The organism is Collimonas fungivorans, from assembly GCF_028292705.1.
Lineage (GTDB): Bacteria > Pseudomonadota > Gammaproteobacteria > Burkholderiales > Burkholderiaceae_D > Collimonas > Collimonas fungivorans_B.
Map to the genome: position 1 here is coordinate 1 of NZ_JAQGLV010000320.1, position 18,976 is coordinate 18,976.

Below are 18,976 nucleotides of genomic sequence, written 5' to 3' on the forward strand. Positions count from 1 at the left end.
AGAATTTTCTTGCCAACATGGCGCACCAGCTGCGTACGCCGCTGGCCGGATTCCGCACCCAGCTGGAATGGCTACGGCAGAAGCACGCCGGCGAACCGGAGAGCGCGCACTCGATCGCGCTGATGACGTCGTCGACCGAACGCATGATCCGCCAGACCAACCAGTTGCTGACGCTGGCCCGCGCCGAGCCGGCCAAGTTCGAGAAGGAGCGCTTGCGGGTGGTCGAGCTGAACCGGCTGGTGGAGGAATCGATCCAGCATTTTGTCGAACAGGCGCACCGGAAAAATATCGACCTTGGCTTCAACCTGCAGCCGACGCGGGTGATGGGCGAGCATTTCCTGCTGCGCGACCTGATCGACAACCTGATCGACAATGCAATCCGCTATTCTCCCCAGGACGGCAAGGTGACCGTCAGTTCGCTGCATGGCAAGGACGGCGGCATTTTCTCGGTGGAAGATTCCGGCCCCGGGATCAAGCCTTCCGAACAGGAACTGATCTTCAACCGCTTCCGCCGCCTCGACGACAGCGTTGCTGGCAACGGCCTGGGGCTGGCGATCGTGCGCGACATCGCCAAGGACCATGGTGCCCGGATCACGGTCGAGCCTGCGACGGCAGGTGGCACGGTGTTCTCGGTGCTTTTCCCATTTCCTATCCTGGGCGCGCCGTCAAGGCTGCCTGAGTAAGCGGCTGGCGTTTATCCTGTCCCAAGTCTGAACTATTGTTCATCTTCCAGCTGCCCGTCCTGCGCTGATTTGTTCCGCCAGCGCAAAAGTCCTATTCCCAAACTGCACATTGTTGTACGCCGCAGATTCCTTCATTCTCCATGCTTGCAGATATTTCTATGTGGAAATATCGACGCGAAGCCAGGCGGCAAGCCGGTCTACATGGCTTAACGTCAATATTTCCGAGTGGCATATTTGTTGCTTAGTGTTTCTCCGGAAATATTTCGGATTGTAATTGCCTGAAGCAATGCGAGAAATTTCTGCTGGAGACGATTGCCGCAAAAGAAACCTTTGTGCCAGAAATTGGTGCAACGGTGTCCGATGCATCGCCCAAAAGGCGATTAACAAATGGTTGTATCCGTTAAAAAAATGAGATTTCTACTCTGATACTTACCCATGGGGAGTGTGGTTATGATGAAAGAAAGAAGGCTGCAACGTTCGCTGCGACTGATGTTTTCCGGCGGCGTGGCCGTTGGATTCGGGCTGCTGGCGCAATCGGTGCACGCGCAGGAGACCAAGACCGACGACGCACCACAACAGATGCAACGCGTCGAAATCACAGGCTCGTCGATCAAACGGATCACCAAGGAAGGCGCTTTGCCGGTGCAGACGCTGACCCAGGAAGACATCGCCAAGAGCGGCGCCAACAGCGTCGCCGACCTGATCCAGGCCCTGCCGGCGATGCAGGGATTCATCCCGCAATCGAGTTCGGTCAACGGCAACGGCAGCGGCGTCGAGACGGCTTCCATCCATGGCATCGGTTCCGGTTACACCCTGGTGCTGCTGAACGGACGGCGCATCGCCAAATCGGCAATCTCCCACAACGACTATGCGGTCAACCTGGCCAGCATTCCGCTGGCGGCGGTGGAACGGGTTGAAATCCTGACCGATGGCGCCTCCGCGCTGTACGGCTCCGACGCGATCGCCGGCGTGGTCAACTTCATCCTCAAGAAAAACGCTACGGACGCCACCATCACCGCCACCTACAACGCACCGACCAAGGCCGGCGGCAAGAGCTTTAACGTAGGCATCTCCAAGGGTTTCGGTGACCTCGACAAAGACGGCTATAACGTGCTGCTGGCATACAGCCACGATGAGCAAAAGAACCTGGTCGCCGGCCAGCGCGGTTTCGCCGGCAGCGGCGTAGTGCCGTTCAGCGTCGGCGGCCAGAATTATTCGCTCTACCAGCTGAGCAGCTATACCGCCCCGGGCGGCGTTTCATTGCGCCATGCCGACGGTTCCGATCCGACCCAGTTTTCGCCTGACTTCCTGAAAAACGGCACTTGCGGACCGAATACTTTCCAGGCCGGGAATTATTGTAAATTCAACTACGCGGCGACGGTCGAGCTGATACCGGAATCGCAGCGCGACAGTTTTGTCGTGTCGGGCAACCTCAAGCTCAACAGCGCCACCAACCTGTTTGCCGAGGCGGTCGCCTCGCGTTATTCCATCACACCGCAATATGCGCCGTCTGCCCAGCCTTTGGCGCTGTCGCTGAGCAGCCCCTTGTACGCCAAATATGTGACGCCTTACCTGGCGCAGCTGGGAGAAAATCCTGCAAACATCAACGGCGCCGTGATGAACCTGCGCCTGGTGGACGCCGGCGGTCGCACCGATGAGTACCGCACCGACGCCCTGCACCTGGCGTTCGGCGTAGACGGCAATGCGCTGGGCTGGGATTACAACGCGTCCTACACCCATTCGCAAAACAAGTTCTACGACAAGGCGATCAACGGTTATCTCAGTAACAATACGTTCCAGGACATTGTCGCCGCCGGCGGTTTTGATCCGTTCGCGCCTTCGGGATCGGGGGTAGCCGCGCTGGCGCCGGCCGTATTGCACCAGACGCTGGATCAGGCGACCTCCAAGCTCGACATCATCAACATGCATGCTTCCCACGACCTGTTCAAGGCGCCGGGCGGCATGTCGCAAATCGGTCTTGGCGTGGAAGCGACCAAGGAGCAGCATACTGACAGTCCTAGTGCGATTTTGCAAAGCACCAACGCGCTGCAGCCGAATTTTACCGATTCCATTATTGGCGGCAACGCCGGCGCCTTGCCGTTTTCGGCGAGCCGGATGAACTACGGGACGTTTGCTGAAATGCTGGTGCCGGTCATGAAGAACCTGGACGTCACGGCGGCGCTGCGTTACGACAGCTACGATGCGGCGAAAAACGATGCAAACTTCGACAACGCCGGCAATCCGCTCGGCTCCGCGACCCAGGGCAACTCCGCCAGCAAATCCACGTACAAGATTTCTGCTCGCTGGCAGCCGGTAGAATCACTGTTGCTGCGCGGTTCCTACGGCACCGGCTTCAAGGCGCCGACCCTGTCGCAGATAACTTCGCCGATCCAGTTCAGCGGCAATACCGCGCAACAGCACCCATGCCCGGTGTCGGCGCCCGATCCAAGGGCGGCCGGCTGCCAGGGTGTGACCCAGTATGACGTGCTGCAAGGCGGCAACCAGCTTTCCGGCTCCAGCGGCCTGAAACCGGAAACCTCGAAGCAGAGCACGGTCGGTTTCCGCCTTGAACCGATACGCAACCTGTCGATCGGTTTCGACCTGTGGACCGTCAGCATCAAGAACCAGATCAGCATCCTGCAGGAAAATATCGCGTTCGCCAATCCGGCCGCTTATTCCAACCTGTTCACCTTGTTCAACGATCCGATCCAGGGATCGCAGACGATCGCCTTCCTGCAGACTCCGGTCAACCTGGCCAGCGCCAAATACCAGGGGATAGACTGGGACCACAGCTTCAAGACCAAGACCCCGATCGGCGACATGAGCCTGCAATGGACCGGCACCTACATGCTCAAGGCCGAACAGGACTTCCCGGGCACCGGCACCCAGAGCAGCCTGGGTAAATACGGCGCCGACCAGAACGTGGTGTTCCGCGTGATTTCGCGCCTGGCAGGATCGTGGAAACAGTCGGATACCTGGACCCATACCCTGACCGCCAACTATCGCTCCGGCTATCACGACCAGACCTATACGGCCGACGACGCCACGGTCCGCATCGTCAATCCTGACGGCTCCTACGGCGCTTTCGTCGCCATGCCTAACCATGAGGTGGCGTCTTACACCACGTTCGACTGGCAGACCAAGATGACGGTCAAGAAGGGCCTGGAATTCACCGGCGGCATCAAGAACCTGTTTGCCCGTACTCCGCCTTTGTCCCTGGTGACGGCGGGCGGCGGCAACCAGGTTGGATACGATGCCCGTTATACCGATCCGCTGGGACGTCAGTTCTACATAACCGGCACTTACAAGTTCTAAAAGTTTTTTATTTGTCAGCTGCCAGGCCGGCCGGATGCGATGTTTGCATCCGGCCGGTTTTTTTTCGTCGCGCCGTTTCCTTGCACCAAAATGTTACAGTGAAGAACTGATAAGATAGGCCGATCAACTTGATTGAAGCAGACAGCGAATGCTGTCGATTTTCTAACAGGAAGGCCTGCCCATGAACTTATCGAGCCGCCCAGCGGTGCTAGACCTGATCGGCAATACTCCATTGATAGAAGTGACGCGGCTGGACACCGGCTGCTGCCAGCTGTTTCTCAAGCTGGAATCGCAAAACCCGGGCGGCTCCATCAAGGACCGCATCGGTCTGTCCATGATAGAAGCGGCTGAACGCGATGGCCGCCTGCAGGCCGGCGGCGTCGTGATCGAAGCTACCGCCGGCAATACCGGCCTGGGCCTGGCGCTGGTGGCTTGCGCCAAGGGTTACCGCGTGATCCTGGTGGTGCCGGACAAGATGTCGGGAGAAAAAATACAGCACCTGAAAGCGCTGGGCGCCGAAATCCATATCACGCGCTCGGACGTCGGCAAAGGCCATCCCGAGTATTACCAGGATTATGCCGCGCGCCTGGCGCGCGAAATGCCGGGCGCCTTTTATGCCGACCAGTTCAACAATCCCAGCAATCCGCTGGCGCACGAACAAAGCACCGCCCCCGAAATATGGGAACAGTGCGGACACAAGCTTGACGCCATCGTCTGCGGCGTCGGCTCGGCCGGCACGATTACCGGCCTGACGCGGTTTTTCCGCAAGGCGCAGCCGGCGCTGGAGTTTGTGCTGGCCGATCCCAAGGGCTCCATCCTGGCCGAATACATCAATACCGGAAAAATAGAATCGACCCCGGGTTCCTGGGCAGTGGAGGGCATCGGCGAGGATTTTGTGCCGTCCATCGCTGACCTGTCCGGCGTCAAGCACACCTATACCATCAGCGACGAAGAAAGCTTCAGCAGCGCGCGCGAACTGGTGCGCGCCGAGGGCATCCTCGGCGGTTCTTCCACTGGCACCTTGCTGGCGGCGGCGCTCCGTTATTGCCGTGAACAGAGCCAGCCCAAGCGGGTCGTCACCATCGTCTGCGACACCGGCACGCGCTACCTGTCCAAGGTCTACAACGACAACTGGATGCATGACCAGGGCCTGCTCAAGCGCGAGACCGTGGGCGACCTGCGCGACATCATCGGCCGTCGCTACGAAGAAGGCGGCGTCATCAGCGTGGCGCCGGGCGATACCTTGATGACCGCGTTCAACCGCATGCGCAGCGCCGAGATTTCGCAGCTGCCGGTGATCGATGGCGCGGAGCGGCAAGTGATCGGGATCATCGACGAATCCGATTTGCTGCTGAAAGTCGCCGCCGACGCTGCCCATTTCAGCCAGCCGGTAAGCAGCACCATGACCAGCGCGATAGAAAAACTGGCGCCGACCGCAAGCGTCGATGCGCTACGCAGCACCCTGGCCCGCGGCCTGGTCGCCATCATTGCCGACGGCGACCGCTTCTACGGCCTGATTACCCGTTTCGATCTACTCAACCATCTTCGAAGGAGCCTTTCATGAGCAACAACAAGGATAGCGGGCAGCCGTCCGACCTGCATTTCGCCACGCGCGTGATCCACGCCGGGCAAAGCCCCGATCCCACCACCGGCGCCATCATGCCGCCGATCTACGCCACCTCGACGTTCGTGCAGCAGAGTCCGGGCGTCAACAAGGGGCTCGATTATGGCCGCTCGCACAACCCGACGCGCTGGGCGCTGGAGCGTTGCGTGGCCGACCTGGAGCAGGGTTCGCAGGGGTTTGCCTTTGCCTCAGGCATGGCTGCAGCGGCCACTGTGCTGGAGTTGCTGGACAGCGGCGCCCACGTGGTCGCCGGCGATGACCTGTACGGCGGCACTTACCGCCTGTTCGACAAGGTGCGCAAGCGCAGCGCCGGCTTGTCGTTCAGCTTCGTCAACCTGGTCGACCCGGCCAACCTGCTGGCGGCGATACGGCCGGAAACCAAGATGGTCTGGGTCGAGACGCCGACCAACCCGATGCTGAAACTGGCCGACCTGGAAGCAATCGCCAAGATCTGCCGCGAGCGCGGCATTATCGCCGTCGCCGACAATACTTTCGCCAGCCCGATGGTGCAGCAGCCGCTGACTTTCGGTTTTGATGTCGTGCTGCATTCCACCACCAAGTACCTGAACGGCCATTCCGACATCATCGGCGGCATCGCCGTGGTCGGGCGCGAAGCGCGCCAGGCGGAATGGCGCGAGCGCCTGGCTTTCCTGCAGAATGCGGTGGGCGCCATTGCCGGGCCGTTCGACAGCTTCCTGGCTTTGCGCGGCGTCAAGACGCTGGCGCTGCGGGTCCAGCGCCATTGCGAAAACGGGCTGGAACTGGCCAATTGGCTGGAAAGCCAGCCGCTGGTAAAACGCGTCCATTATCCGGGCCTGGCTTCACATCCCCAGCACGAGCTGGCGCAGCGCCAGATGCAGGGTTACGGCGGCATCATCTCGGTCGAGCTCGATACCGACCTGGCCGGCGCCAAGCGCTTCCTGGAACGCTGCGAGATCTTTGCGCTGGCGGAGAGCCTGGGCGGGGTGGAAAGCCTGATCGAACATCCGGCCATCATGACCCACGCCACCATTCCGGCGGAACACCGGGCCAAGCTCGGCATCAGCGATTCGCTGGTGCGGCTGTCGGTCGGCGTGGAAAACATCGCCGATCTGAAAAATGACATGCGCAACGCATTGGCGGCCATCAAGCAATGAGCGACGGCATGCACGACTGGGAGACGCGCGTCGCTGCGCTCTGGAAGCAGGTCGGCTCGGTGACGCCGGAGCAGTTGGTCATCCGCATCGATCTGCTGGCGGCCGAGCGGCCTGCGGATGATCCTCTGGCTTTGTTCGAGCGCGCCTGCGCACGCGATACGGCCGGGCTGGAATCGGCGGCGGAGCCGCTGTACCGGGCCGCGCTGGCAAGCCAGGGCCTCGATCCTTACCGCCAGGCGCGCGCCGCAATCCAGCTCGGCAGCACCTTGCGTCTGCTGGGGCGGCTGGATGAGAGCGAACGTTTGCTGGCCACGCAGCTTGAGCGCTACGCCGATGCTGCATATGGCAAGGCTTTGTACGATGAAACGCGGGCTACGCTGGCGCTGACCTACCTGCTGCAGGGAAGGGCGGCGGAAGCCGCCTGCCTGGCGCTGGCTACGCTGGCGCCGCATTTGTCCCGCTACAATCGTTCGGTAGCGGCCAACGCCGCTGAAATCCTCAAGAATACCGCCACTGCCTCCAACTGGTCCTGATCCTGCATTGAAGCAAGGACCCGGGCCGCTCGCCCGACATGCAAGCGAGCGGCCCGGGTTCAACGCGTCTGCCGGTTACTGGTAGTTGGCGACCAGGCTAGCGTTGCTGACGGTGCGGTAGGAATTCAGCAGCAGGTAATACGTTCCTGCTTTCGGTGCGCTGATTGTCACGCTTTCCGAATTGGTGCCGCCTTCCGATTTGCCATCGTAGGAACTGGTAGTCGGCGTGGCATTCCACTTGACGTAGATGTCGCCATCGCCGCTGCCGCCGGACAACTGGAAGCTCAGGTTCCTGGCGCCGGCCGGCACCGTGATGCTGTACACATTGCTGGCGCCGGTGGCAAGCGAGATGCCTGTGACCGGCACGCCCTTGACCAGCACGTTGCCGCTGCTGGTGCTGCAGCTGACGCCCACCGCCTTGAATGCAGCGGTAACGTCGGCCACCACGTAGCCGCGGCTGGTGGCGGCTTTCTCGACACCGCAAGCGCCCTGGTTAAAGGTGCTGTTGGCGGTCCAGTACAGGTGGTTGGCGTCGGCCATCACTTCGAACGCCTTGCGGGTGCTCCAGCCGGCGGTGGTCGCCAGCAGGTAGAACGCCTTGTTGTACACGCCGCTGCTGTAGTGCACATCGAGGCTGCTGGTGTAGTTCTTGGCGTTGTCGATCGAGCGGCCGTCCTGGGTCGGATTGGCCATGTAGCGCAGCGCGCCGGTGGCCTTGAAGATTTCCGTGCCGACCAGGAAGTCGTTGGTGCCCTTCATGTAGTTTTCGGAAGCTTCGCCGGCCATGTCGGAAAAGGCTTCGTTCATGCCGCCCGACATGCCGCTGTACACCAGGCCGGAATTCTGCTCGGTAAAACCATGGCTGACTTCATGGCCGGAGACGTCCAGCGCCACCAGGGGATAGAAGGTGGAAGCGCCGTCGCCGAAATTCATGGCGCTGCCGTCCCAGAAAGCGTTTTCATAGCTGTTGCCGTAGTGGACCTTCATGTACAGGGTCTGGCTGATAGGGCGCAGGCTGAGCCAGTCGCGGTACATGTTGAACACCACGTTGCCGAAGTAGTGGGCGTCGTTCAGCGGCGAAAACGCGCCGTTGACAGCCTTGTAGGTATTGCGCGGACAGGTGAAATGGAAGGGCGTGGTGCCGCTGGTTCCGTTCTGCAAGTCGACGGTGATCACATTGGTGGTGATCATGTTGCAGTTGCTGTCGACAATCAGCGGGCCGTATTTGCCGCCGGGCTGGTACTCATACTGGCCGGTCTTGGCGTTGCCGCCGGGACCGCTGGCTTCGTAATGGGTGATGCCTTCCCATTTTTTCAGGATGGCGCCGGTGTTGGCGTCAATGATGAAATACGGACGGCTTGGTTTCGCTGCGCTCTTGTTGACGAAGGACACCACATAGATTAGCTGCGCCACGTTATTGCTGCCGAGCTGGACATACAGCTTGGCTTGCTCGTTTTCGGTCACCGCGGCGCGGGCGATCGATTTGGCTTGCAGCAGCACGTCAGCCGCGGCATAGACCGGCTTGGCGCTGGGCAGGTCGTTCTCGATATTGCGGATCAGGCTGCCGGACATGGCTGGCTGCGCCTGGCTGGCGCTGCGCTGTTCGACAATGGCCTGGTCCCACAGCGGCACGCCCTGGAAATATTGCTGGTAGCGAGTGACGACCTTGCCGTTGGCGTAGTTCTGGCTGCGCAGCGGTTTCAGTTCATCGGCGGTCAGGCCGAGAAAGGCTTGCGCCGTTACCGGTCCGGCTTGTTTTGCTGCGGCTGCCTGCGGGGTGTAGCTTTCAAGGTCAACGCGGTCGGCTGCGATGGCGCTTGAACTTGCTGCTAGCAGTAATGACAGAAATAAAGGGCCTTCGACGTGACGTAATGCTGGCTTCATGTTATCTCACTCTCTTTAAATGGATGCGTGGATATTTCATAAGTTTGACCAGATACTTCGCGAACAAAAACACTACCGGCAGTCCAGGGCGGTTCCCGACCCGATCGATGCGGACGCTGGATCGCTTGCGACAATTGCGATTGATTCAGCACCTACAACACATACAAGGAGCCGTTGACCACCAGGACGGCGGCGATGACTTTCACAAATCAAATACGTGACTAAAGTTACGTATTGTTACAAAATGAATGCCATGCGGCAACATACCTGCATTCCCGGTGCCTAAACAGCTGTTATTTCTTACAGGGTGCTGCGGCGCCGAATTGCCGGCGAAGGAGGGAGGAAGGGAAGATATTTCGCAGCCGGATAACAGCAGGAAACGTGAAAAATCCTGTTCTGTCGAAGTACAATTACAGATATACAAAATGTTTCATTGAATGGAGAAAAAAATGACAATCAAATCGATGCTGGTCCTGATTGCCTGCTGCGGTTCGTTCGCCGCCTGTGCCGCAAGCCCGTATGACGACGGTTATCCCCAATATCCGTCTGCCGCGCCTGGCTACTATAGCGATGCGCCTGTTGTTGCCTATGGCGGATACGGCGATTCTCCTTCCTACGGCGACCGCAATGACGATCGTTATGGCGACCGCGACAATTGGACGCCGCCCGGCAGCTACCGCGATTCCTGTCGCGATATCGTGGTGCGGCGCGGCATGCTGGAAGCCACTTGCGGCGGCGACAATGGCGGCAGAAGGACGGCGATCCCGCTGTCTTCCTGCCGCAGCGGCAGTTTTGAAAACATCAACGGCAACCTGCAGTGCATGGGCGGCGGCGGACGTGGCGACTACGGCGGCTCCAGCCGCGACTTGCCGCCGGGGAGTTACCTCCAGTCTTGCTCCGAGATGCGGATGCGAGGCGGCGTGCTGGAAGCAACCTGTGGCGGTAGCGACAACCGCAGGATACGGTCTTCCATCTCGGTGCGTTCCTGTAGAAGCGGCAGCATCGCCAACATCAACGGCTACCTGCAATGCGACCGCTAGCGGCCATCGCAGCCATCAAAGCAGTTCCACGCTCAGCAGGTTGAGGTAGCAGCTCTCGCGCGTAGTGCTGACAAAGTCGGCCAGGTACGATTGCTGCGACATCTCCGGCAGGCAGGCGGCATACAGCCGTCCGGTCAGGCCGGCGGCGGTGATCCGCTTGGCCAGCACATAGTCGCGCGTCAGGTAATTCTGCGCCGCCCAGATCGGCAAGGTGGCGATGCCGCGCCGGCTGGCGACCAGCTGCAGCATCGCCACCGTCAGTTCGGTGGTGCGGCGCGCGGTCTGGATGCCGGCTGGCTTCAATACCTGGCGCACCACATCCAGCATGTCGTCCGGCACCGGATAGGTAATCAGCGTGTCGCCGGCGAAATCTTCCGCCACCAGATATTCCTTGCCCGCCAGCGGATGGTCGTGCGCCACCAGCGCCACGATCTCGAAACTGAACAAGGCGTGGTAATCGACTTTTTCATCAGGATCGACTTCCGCCACGATCGCCACATCGGCACGATGCTCATATAACAGCCCGACCGGATCGGCCTGGAAGCCGGAGACGATATCGAGCTCCACTTCCGGCCAGCGCTTGCGGAAAATATCCATGGCCGGCATCAGCCAGTCGAAACAGGTATGGCACTCCACCGCAATCCGCAGCTGGCCGGCCACGCCTTGCGCCAGCCGCACCAGGTCGCGCTCGCTCTCCGCCACCTGCGGCAATACCGTATCCGCCAGTTTCAGCAAACGCTCGCCGGCCGGGGTAAACCGCACCGGCACCGATTTGCGTTCAAACAGGCTGGTGCCGTGATGGTCTTCCAGCTGCTTGATCTGGTGCGACAGCGCCGATTGGGTGACGTTGAGCAGTGTCGCCGCACGCAGCAGGTTGCCGGCTTCGCGCAGGGCATGCAGGGTTTTCAGGTGTCGTAATTCCAGGATGGATTGCATATTGATTGCTCGTTGTTTGCTTAATTGATAACTGAAATTCTGTGTATTAGTAAAATTCAAGTTGATTCTTAATATTTATCGTTTGAATCATAATCCAAGCTGGCCCAACATGCGAGACATCGAACTTGTTTTTTATGGAGATAAAGATGGCATTGGCACACGTATTAGGGTTTCCGCGCATTGGCGCTCACCGCGAACTGAAATTCGCCCAGGAGTCGTTCTGGAAGGGCGCTTCCGATGAAGCCGCTTTGCGCGCCACCGGTGCCACGCTGCGCGCCCGCCACTGGCAGGCGCAGGCCGATGCCGGCCTGGATTTCGTCACCGTCGGCGATTTTGCCTGGTACGACCAGGTGCTGGGCACGCTGGCTTTGCTGGGCGCGATTCCAAGCCGCTTCGGCTTCGCGCCGAAACAGCTGACCCTGGCTGACTATTTCACCCTGGCGCGCGGCAGCAAGCAGCACTTCGCGATGGAAATGACCAAATGGTTCGACACCAACTATCATTACCTGGTGCCGGAATGGACCGCCGATGTGCAGTTCGACGGCGGCGTCGACTGGCTGCACGACGAGATTGCCGAAGCGCGCGCGCTCGGCCACAAGGTCAAGGTGGCGCTGGTCGGCCCGCTGACATTGCTCTATCAAGGCAAGATCAAATCGGGCATCGCCCACAAGCTGGACCTTCTGCCAAAAGTAGTGGTCGGCTACCAGCAACTGCTGCAGCGCTTGTACGCCGCCGGCATCGAGTCGGTGCAGATCGACGAGCCTATCCTGGCGCTGGAACTGGACGCCGCCTGGCGCGCCGCCTTTGCCCCGGTCTACGCGCAATTGAGTGACGCCGCACCAGCACTGCTGCTGACCACCTATTTCGGCGAAGTCAGCGAACATGCCGAACTGCTGCGCTCGTTGCCGGTAGCCGGCGTCCACCTGGACCTGGTGCGCGGCGCCGGACAGCTGGAGCAGATCGCTGCCGGCTGGCCGCAAGACAAGGTGCTGTCGCTGGGCGTGGTCGATGGCCGCAACCTGTGGCGCACCGACCTCGACCAGGTGCTGACCAGCCTCAAGCCTTTGCAGGCGCAACTGGGCGACCGCTTGTGGGTGGCTTCAAGCTGCTCCTTGCTGCACGTGCCGGTGGACCTGGCCAACGAACCCAAGCTCGACGATGAACTGAAGAGCTGGCTGGCGTTCGCCACCCAGAAGCTGGCGGAAATTGTCGCCCTCAAGCAAGCCTTGAACGGCAACACGGCAGAAGTCGAAGCGCAGTTCGTGGCTTCGCGCGCTGCCCAGGCCAGCCGCCGCAGCTCGAGCCGGATCCACAATCCGCTGGTGCAAAAGCGCCTGGCGGCAGTGACCGCGGCCGATGCCGAGCGCTCCGCCGGTTTTGCCGCGCGCATCGCCAAGCAGCAAGCCAAATGGCAGCTGCCTGCTTTCCCGACCACCACCATCGGTTCTTTCCCGCAGACCGCCGAAATCCGCCAGGCGCGCGCCGCCTACAAGCGCGGCGAGATCGGCCACCTGGATTACCTCGACAAGATGCGCGAAGAAATCCGCGTCGTGGTGGAGAAGCAGGAACAGCTCGGCCTTGACGTACTGGTGCACGGCGAGCCGGAGCGCAACGACATGGTGGAGTATTTCGGCGAACAGCTGTGGGGCTACACCTTCACCGCCAACGGCTGGGTGCAAAGCTACGGTTCGCGCTGCGTCAAACCACCGATCATTTATGGCGACGTATATCGTCCGGAAGCGATGACCGTCGGCTGGAGCCAGTTTGCCCAGACTCTCACATCGAAGCCGATGAAGGGCATGCTGACCGGTCCGGTGACCATGCTGCAATGGTCCTTCGTGCGCGACGACCAGCCGCGCGAAACCACGGCGCTGCAAATCGCCTTGGCGCTGCGCGACGAAGTGTGCGACCTGGAAAAGGCCAACATCGGCATGATCCAGATCGACGAACCGGCGTTCCGCGAAGGCTTGCCGCTGAAGTCGCGCGACTGGCCGCATTACCTGGACTGGGCTGTGCGCGCATTCAAGATCAGCGCGGCCGGCGTCGGCGACGAAACCCAGATCCACACTCACATGTGCTATTCGGAATTCAACGACATCCTGCCGTGGATCGCCGCGATGGACGCCGACGTCATCACGATCGAGACGTCGCGTTCGGACATGGAGCTGCTGGACGGTTTCGGCCAGTTCGCCTATCCCAACGATATCGGCCCTGGCGTCTACGACATCCACTCGCCGCGCGTGCCGCAAGTCGACGAAATGGAACGCTTGCTGCGCAAGGCGCGCGGCGTGATTCCCGATGCGCGCTTGTGGGTCAATCCGGATTGCGGCCTGAAGACCCGCGGCTGGCCTGAGACTTACGAGGCGCTGGAGAACATGGTGCTGGCGGCCAAGCGTTTGCGTGAGACGGTGGAGCAGGAACGCAAGGCAGCGTAAGGCTGAATGAAAAAAAGGGGGCGAGTAATACTCGCCCCCTTTTTTTAAGCTGTTGCGGTTGGTAGCAATACTGGCTTAGGAAACTTCCTTGGCGCTGACGATGGATTTGGATACCAGGCCATACTCTATCGCTTCCGGCGCCGACATCCAGAAATCGCGGTCGATATCGACCATGACTTTTTTCGGGTCTTGCCCGGTTTCCTTGGCGATCAAGGCGCCGATCCGTTCGCGCACGCGGATGATCTCGCGCGCCTGGATGGCGATGTCGGAAGCCTGGCCGCCGACGCCGCCGCTTGGCTGATGGATCAGGAAACGCGTGTTCTGCAGGCAGAAGCGGCGTTCCTTGGGCACCGACAGGAACACATTGACCGCTGCACTGCCGACCCAGCCGCTGCCTATCATGTTGACCGGTGCATCGATGAAGCGGATCACGTCATGGATCACATCGCCCGATTCCACATGGCCGCCCGGCGAACAGACCAGGAAATTGATCGGCGCCTTGGATTCGCCGGAGAGGGCGATCAATTGGCGCACGATATCGCGCGCCACGGTGTCGTTGATCTGGCCGAACAGCAGGACAGTGCGTGACTTGAACGCTTTCTCTTCCAGGAAGGCGTCGCGCTGGGATGCATTGGTTTCCACTTTTTCTTCCATGATGTGCCTCTAAGGTGTTGGGGAGTTCATTAACTGCAAAAGAGCCAGTGTAAACCAAAAAGCCCCCGCAAATCGCGAGGGCTTCTTTTGTTATTGCTGCCTGACAGTGGTCAGGGCGGTCAGAATGCCGGCACCACCGCGCCTTTGTATTTTTCTTCAATGAATTTCTTCACTTCCGGCGAATTCAAGGCCACCGCCAGTTTCTTGATGGCGGCGCTGTCCTTGTTGTCCGGACGGGCCACCAGCAGGTTGGCGTAAGGCGAATTGGCATCTTCGATGAACAGCGAATCCTTGACCGGATTGAGCTTGGCTTCAATCGCATAGTTGGTGTTGATCAGGGCCAGGTCGACCTGGTTCAGCACGCGCGGCAGGGTAGCTGCTTCCAGTTCCTTGAACTTCAGGTGCTTGGGATTCTCGATGATATCCTTCTGGGTCGCCGAGATATTGCTAGGATCCTTCAGTTTCAGCAGGCCCTGGCGCGACAGCAGCAGCAGGGCGCGGCCGGAATTGGACGGATCGTTCGGGATAGCGACCGTGGCGCCGTCCGGCAAGTCGGCCAGTTTCTTGTACTTGGTCGAATAACCGGCAAACGGCTCGACGTGGACCTTGGTGATCACGACTTCGATATCGTTCTTGTGGCTCTTCTTGAATTCGTTCAGGTAAGGCTGGTGCAGGAAGAAGTTGCCGTCGACTCGTTTCTCGTTGGTCTGCACTGCCGGCTGGATGTAGTCGGTGAACACCTTGACCTGCAGGTCGACGCCTTCCTTGGCCAGGATCGGTTTGACGAAATCGAGGATTTCCGCATGCGGCACCGGCGTAGCGGCAATCACCAGCTTGTCGGCGGCTTGCGCAGGGGCGGCGGCGATCAGGCTGAAGGTCGAGAACACGGCCGCGGCCAGTCCCAGGGACAGTGAAAATTTGCGTGACATATAAACTCCCATTTTGAATTTTAAAAACAAAGTTGCTGCGAAACTTGCGAACTGAGCTGCAAAAAAATCATTTGCGCGTGAAATGCTGCACCAGCCGGTCTCCGGAAAACTGCAGCGCCTGCACCAGCACCACCAGCACCGCCACCGTGGTGACCATGACTTCGGTCTGGAAGCGCTGGTAGCCGAAACGGATCGCCAGGTCGCCCAGGCCGCCGCCGCCGATCACGCCGGACATGGCGGCGTAGGACATCAGGGCAATCGCGGTGACGGTAGTGGCGGCGATCAGGCCAGGCAAGGCTTCCGGCAGCAGCGCGCCGAAGATGATCTGGCGCTTGTTGGCGCCCATGGCCTGGCAGGCTTCCACCACGCCGCGGTCGATTTCGCGCAGCACGTTTTCCACCAGGCGCGCGAAGAACGGCGCGGTGCCCAGCACCAGCGGCGGAATCGCGCCTTGCACGCCGAGCGAAGTGCCGACCAGGATCACCGTGACCGGAATCATCACGATCAGCAGGATCAGGAACGGCACCGAGCGCAGCACGTTGACGACCAGCGACAGCGCCCGGTAGATGCCGCGCTGCTCCAGCAACTGGCGTTTGCCGGTAATGAACAGCAGGATGCCGAGCGGCAGCCCGAGCAGTATCGTGAACAGCAGGGAAAAGCCGGTCATGGCCAGGGTTTCCCAGGTGGCTTGCCAGATGTCGCCCCAGTCGATGAGAGAAAAATCCATTATGCGAGTACCTCATGACGAATGTTGTGCTGATCCAGCGTGGTGAAGACTTGCGCCACATCGGCCGGTTCGCCGCGCAGTTCCACCAGCAGCTGGCCGTAGGGCGTGTCCTTGATGCGGGCGATGGTGCCTTGCAGGATGGTGATCAGCGCCGGCGTGGCGGCGGCGATGCTGCTCAGGATCGGCTGGTAGGTGATGTCGCCGACATAGGTCAGGCGCACCAGCAGCCCGCGCAGCTGGCTGGCGCCCGTCGATGGCAGCAATGCCGTCTCTGCAGAAAACGGCGTGCTTTCGGCGACCATGCTTTGGGTTACCGCGTGCTGCGGATGGAGGAACACTTCGGCTACCTCGCCGCTTTCGACGATGCGGCCGGCCTCGATCACCGCAACGCGGTCGCAGATGTTGCGGATCACCTGCATCTCGTGCGTGATCAGCACGATCGTCAGGCCCAGCTTGCGGTTGATGTCGAGCAGCAGGCGCAGGATTGCTTGGGTGGTCTCCGGATCAAGGGCGGAAGTGGCTTCGTCGCATAACAGCAGGTGCGGAGTATTGGCCAGCGCGCGGGCGATGCCGACCCGCTGTTTCTGGCCGCCGGACAGTTGCGCTGGATACTTGTCGCGGTGCTCGCTCAGCCCCACCAGGTCCAGCAGTTCGCTGACCCGGGCCGCACGTTCCTGCTGCGTGTATTTGCCGGTGATCTTCAGCGGCCAGTCGATGTTGGCGGCCACGGTCTTGGCGTTGAGCAGGTTGAAGTGCTGGAAAATCATGCCGATGCGCTGGCGCAGCCGGTGCAGACCGCTGTTGTCCAGCGCGGTGATGTCTTCGCCCTCGATCAGGACTTTCCCGCCGGACGGGCGTTCCAGCATGTTGAGGGTGCGGATCAGGGTGCTTTTGCCGGCGCCGGAGCGGCCGATGATGCCGAAGATTTCACCCTTCTTGATGTGCAGGTTGATGTCGGACAATGCGGCGACGGGCGTGCCGGCGGTTTTGGCATTGCGTTCCAGCGGGTAGGTTTTATGCAGGTGCTCGATGCGGATCACAGGTTTGCTTCACAGATTCAGTCAGGCTTGCCATTTTATCAGCGGCTCTATATACACCAAAGTCATATATCGTTATTTATATATAACAATCCTGTTGTTAGGCCCCTTCAGGCCGTGTTTCTGTTTGGTAAAGATGTGGGGACGGGAACATGCAAAAATTGCTTTTTTATGGCATAGTAAAGACACTATGAAAGCACTCCAGAGCGAATTGGCCAAAAAGATTCTCGCTGACCCGAGGGCAGCGCTGCAATTGCGCGCCTATCTGGCCAGCAAGAACTCCAAGTCGTCCTTATCGACTGCCGTCGAAACCGACAGCGTGATCAGCTTGCATTCCGAGCAAGAGGGAACTGTCCAGTACCGCGTTACCGTTGTCCCCAGCGCTGCCTGAGCGCATAGATGAACGTAGCGCTGCCTGCTTTCATTGTCTTCCTGCTGTTGCTCCCCGGTTTTATCGCCCGTTCCCGCTTCAAGCGTGCGGAACGCGCTTCCTTTGATTATTCCCCGTTTGGACAGATTGTCACCGAGGCGGTGCTGTGGAACTGCATTTTCCACTGCCTGTGGCTGCTGCTGTCCGCCGTCTTGTTCGGGCGAGTATTGCAGCCGCTGCTGTTGCTGGAGCTGCTGTCTTCCGATCCCGCCAGCCAGTCCAGGGCGGTCCATGGAATCGCCCTGGAATTTTCCTGGATCAGCGCCTATTTCCTGACCTTGTATGCGGGCGCCTGGGTTGTGCCGAACGGTTTCCGGCTGCTCATCACCCGCTTCGGGCTGGACCGTTCCGGCGCCGGCTGGTTTGTCCCCTGGCTGCGTTTTAACCAGGCGCCATGGTACTACCTGCTGACCGGCGCCGATTTTGAAGAGGGACGGCGGCCGGACCTGATCGCGGTATCGGCGATTGTCAACGTGGCCGGCCAGGCGGTGTTGTTTACCGGCCTCCTGACGGATTATTTTTTTGACGTCAACGGTGTCCTGGACCGGCTCATCCTGCAGCAGGTGATGCGGCGTCCGCTGGTCGCCGACAAGGAGAACGACGCCACGGTGGAGCAGGACCTGGCGCGTTTCTATGGCGTCGATGGCGACTATTTCGTGCTGCGCTACAGTGAAGCGATCACCTTGAACATCGAATACATCAAGCTGGCCAAGGTGCTGGCGGAAACGCCTGCCGACGACAGCGCGGCAGACTAGGCTAGGGCAGGGGAAACACCAGGCAGGTAGTGGTCGCATGCGCATAGATCTTGCCTTCGACGTCCACGATATTGGCTTCCGCCACGCCGACCCTGCCGCCGACCTGTATCACTTTGCCGATCGCGCGCACCGGCCCGGTCTTATCCGTGAGCGCACGGATCAGGTTGACCTTCAGTTCCAGCGTGGTGTAGCCGCTGCCCTTGGGCAGCGCCGACTGCACCGCGCATCCCAGCGCCGAATCCAGCAAGGTGCAAAAGTAGCCGCCGTGTACGCTGCCGATCGGGTTGTAATGCTGCATGGCTGGCGTCCCCTGGAACACCACGCGGCCGGGTTCGGCTTCGATCAGGTTGAAGTCCAGCGTTTGCGCAATCGGCGGAATCGGCAATTCGCCCCTCAGGATGGCTTGCAAGAATTCAACGCCGCTGTATTGCTTCAGCTGTTCCAGCGAGGCGACGCCGGGGGCTGCCAGCCTGGCGCGCACGGCGCTGTCTTCGGCCTGCCATTGCGCCACGGTTTCTTCACGGTTGGACATGCATTCTCCTGTTCGTTTGCTGTTTATTGCTGGTGGGGTTGATCGAGCTTGCCGCCGCTCTGACGCGAGCCCAAACCAAGGCAATCGATTGTAAGCGGAATTTTATCCGCGCATCGGACGGGAAGCGGTGCGGCCATCGTAGCGCTGATTTCCGGGTTTGCCTGATGAACAACATGTGGTTTGATCCGTGCAACTGTGTTGCAATTGGCTTGCAAACGATGCCGGTTACCGATTACACTCGCAGTTTCAGGTCTTTGATTTTTCACCAAAGACATCACCAGGCCGAACCGCATGCATCGTCAGCAAACCAGTTTCACCAAGTCAAC

The 18,976-nt window shown here is 60.2% G+C and carries 16 protein-coding genes; 9 read left to right on the plus strand and 7 right to left on the minus strand.

Features of this window, described 5'->3' with window-relative positions; translation table 11 throughout:
- The 5 genes from JWQ61_RS18105 to JWQ61_RS18125 form a co-directional block, all read left to right on the plus strand.
- The coding region (locus JWQ61_RS18105; protein WP_304361730.1) for a HAMP domain-containing sensor histidine kinase at positions 1-683 on the plus strand (683 nt) is incomplete at its 5' end.
- A 450-nt stretch (positions 684-1,133) separates the two neighbouring features.
- On the plus strand, positions 1,134-3,998 hold the full coding sequence (locus JWQ61_RS18110) for a TonB-dependent receptor (RefSeq protein ID WP_304361731.1): 2,865 nt from the start codon (positions 1,134-1,136) through the stop codon (positions 3,996-3,998).
- Between the two features lie 181 nt (positions 3,999-4,179).
- Positions 4,180-5,562: a cystathionine beta-synthase gene (locus tag JWQ61_RS18115; RefSeq protein WP_304361732.1), complete on the plus strand. Its 1,383-nt coding sequence runs from the start codon at positions 4,180-4,182 to the stop codon at positions 5,560-5,562.
- Positions 5,559-6,758: a PLP-dependent aspartate aminotransferase family protein gene (locus JWQ61_RS18120; protein WP_304361733.1), complete on the plus strand. Its 1,200-nt coding sequence runs from the start codon at positions 5,559-5,561 to the stop codon at positions 6,756-6,758. The genes JWQ61_RS18115 and JWQ61_RS18120 overlap by 4 nt, the downstream gene beginning before the upstream one ends.
- Positions 6,755-7,291: a tetratricopeptide repeat protein gene (locus JWQ61_RS18125; RefSeq protein ID WP_304361734.1), complete on the plus strand. Its 537-nt coding sequence runs from the start codon at positions 6,755-6,757 to the stop codon at positions 7,289-7,291. The genes JWQ61_RS18120 and JWQ61_RS18125 overlap by 4 nt, the downstream gene beginning before the upstream one ends.
- A 75-nt stretch (positions 7,292-7,366) precedes the next feature.
- On the opposite strand, the gene JWQ61_RS18130 is transcribed toward JWQ61_RS18125, so the two are convergent.
- Entirely contained in the window at positions 7,367-9,175 is a 1,809-nt protein-coding gene (locus tag JWQ61_RS18130; protein ID WP_304361735.1) for a M4 family metallopeptidase, read from the minus strand.
- A 449-nt stretch (positions 9,176-9,624) separates the two neighbouring features.
- On the opposite strand from JWQ61_RS18130, the gene JWQ61_RS18135 reads away from it, so the two are divergent.
- Entirely contained in the window at positions 9,625-10,215 is a 591-nt protein-coding gene (locus JWQ61_RS18135; protein WP_304361736.1) for a CVNH domain-containing protein, read from the plus strand.
- Between the two features lie 15 nt (positions 10,216-10,230).
- On the opposite strand, the gene JWQ61_RS18140 is transcribed toward JWQ61_RS18135, so the two are convergent.
- Positions 10,231-11,151, minus strand: coding sequence for a LysR family transcriptional regulator (locus JWQ61_RS18140; protein ID WP_304361737.1), 921 nt, complete (start codon positions 11,149-11,151; stop codon positions 10,231-10,233).
- A gap of 146 nt (positions 11,152-11,297) precedes the next feature.
- Here JWQ61_RS18140 and metE point away from each other — a divergent pair, with 146 nt between their 5' ends.
- Positions 11,298-13,586, plus strand: coding sequence for a 5-methyltetrahydropteroyltriglutamate--homocysteine S-methyltransferase (gene metE / locus JWQ61_RS18145; protein ID WP_304361738.1), 2,289 nt, complete (start codon positions 11,298-11,300; stop codon positions 13,584-13,586).
- A gap of 75 nt (positions 13,587-13,661) precedes the next feature.
- Here metE and JWQ61_RS18150 read toward each other — a convergent pair whose 3' ends face one another.
- The 4 genes from JWQ61_RS18150 to JWQ61_RS18165 form a co-directional block, all read right to left on the minus strand.
- Complete coding sequence (locus JWQ61_RS18150) at positions 13,662-14,240, minus strand: ATP-dependent Clp protease proteolytic subunit (protein WP_304361739.1); 579 nt, start codon at positions 14,238-14,240, stop codon at positions 13,662-13,664.
- Positions 14,241-14,359: 119 nt separating this feature from the next.
- Positions 14,360-15,169 (minus strand): MetQ/NlpA family ABC transporter substrate-binding protein, encoded by an 810-nt coding sequence (locus JWQ61_RS18155; protein WP_304361740.1) that lies wholly within the window; start codon positions 15,167-15,169, stop codon positions 14,360-14,362.
- 67 nt (positions 15,170-15,236) lie between these two features.
- Positions 15,237-15,896 carry a methionine ABC transporter permease gene (locus JWQ61_RS18160; RefSeq protein WP_014005532.1) on the minus strand — a complete coding sequence of 220 codons (660 nt, stop codon included), beginning with the start codon at positions 15,894-15,896 and terminating at the stop codon, positions 15,237-15,239.
- Entirely contained in the window at positions 15,896-16,936 is a 1,041-nt protein-coding gene (locus tag JWQ61_RS18165) for a methionine ABC transporter ATP-binding protein (protein WP_304361741.1), read from the minus strand. Before JWQ61_RS18165 ends, JWQ61_RS18160 begins: the two co-directional genes overlap by 1 nt.
- 187 nt (positions 16,937-17,123) lie before the next feature.
- Between JWQ61_RS18165 and JWQ61_RS18170 the strand changes: the two genes are divergently transcribed.
- Together JWQ61_RS18170 and JWQ61_RS18175 are read left to right on the plus strand one after the other, a co-directional pair.
- The gene (locus tag JWQ61_RS18170) at positions 17,124-17,324 is read left to right on the plus strand and encodes a hypothetical protein (protein WP_147356182.1); all 201 of its coding nucleotides are present in this window, start codon (positions 17,124-17,126) and stop codon (positions 17,322-17,324) included.
- A gap of 8 nt (positions 17,325-17,332) precedes the next feature.
- Positions 17,333-18,118 (plus strand): hypothetical protein, encoded by a 786-nt coding sequence (locus JWQ61_RS18175; protein ID WP_304361742.1) that lies wholly within the window; start codon positions 17,333-17,335, stop codon positions 18,116-18,118.
- A gap of 1 nt (position 18,119) precedes the next feature.
- Here the strand turns inward: JWQ61_RS18175 and JWQ61_RS18180 are convergent, their stop codons facing one another.
- Entirely contained in the window at positions 18,120-18,650 is a 531-nt protein-coding gene (locus tag JWQ61_RS18180) for a PaaI family thioesterase (protein WP_014005535.1), read from the minus strand.
- Positions 18,651-18,976: the final 326 nt, after the last annotated feature.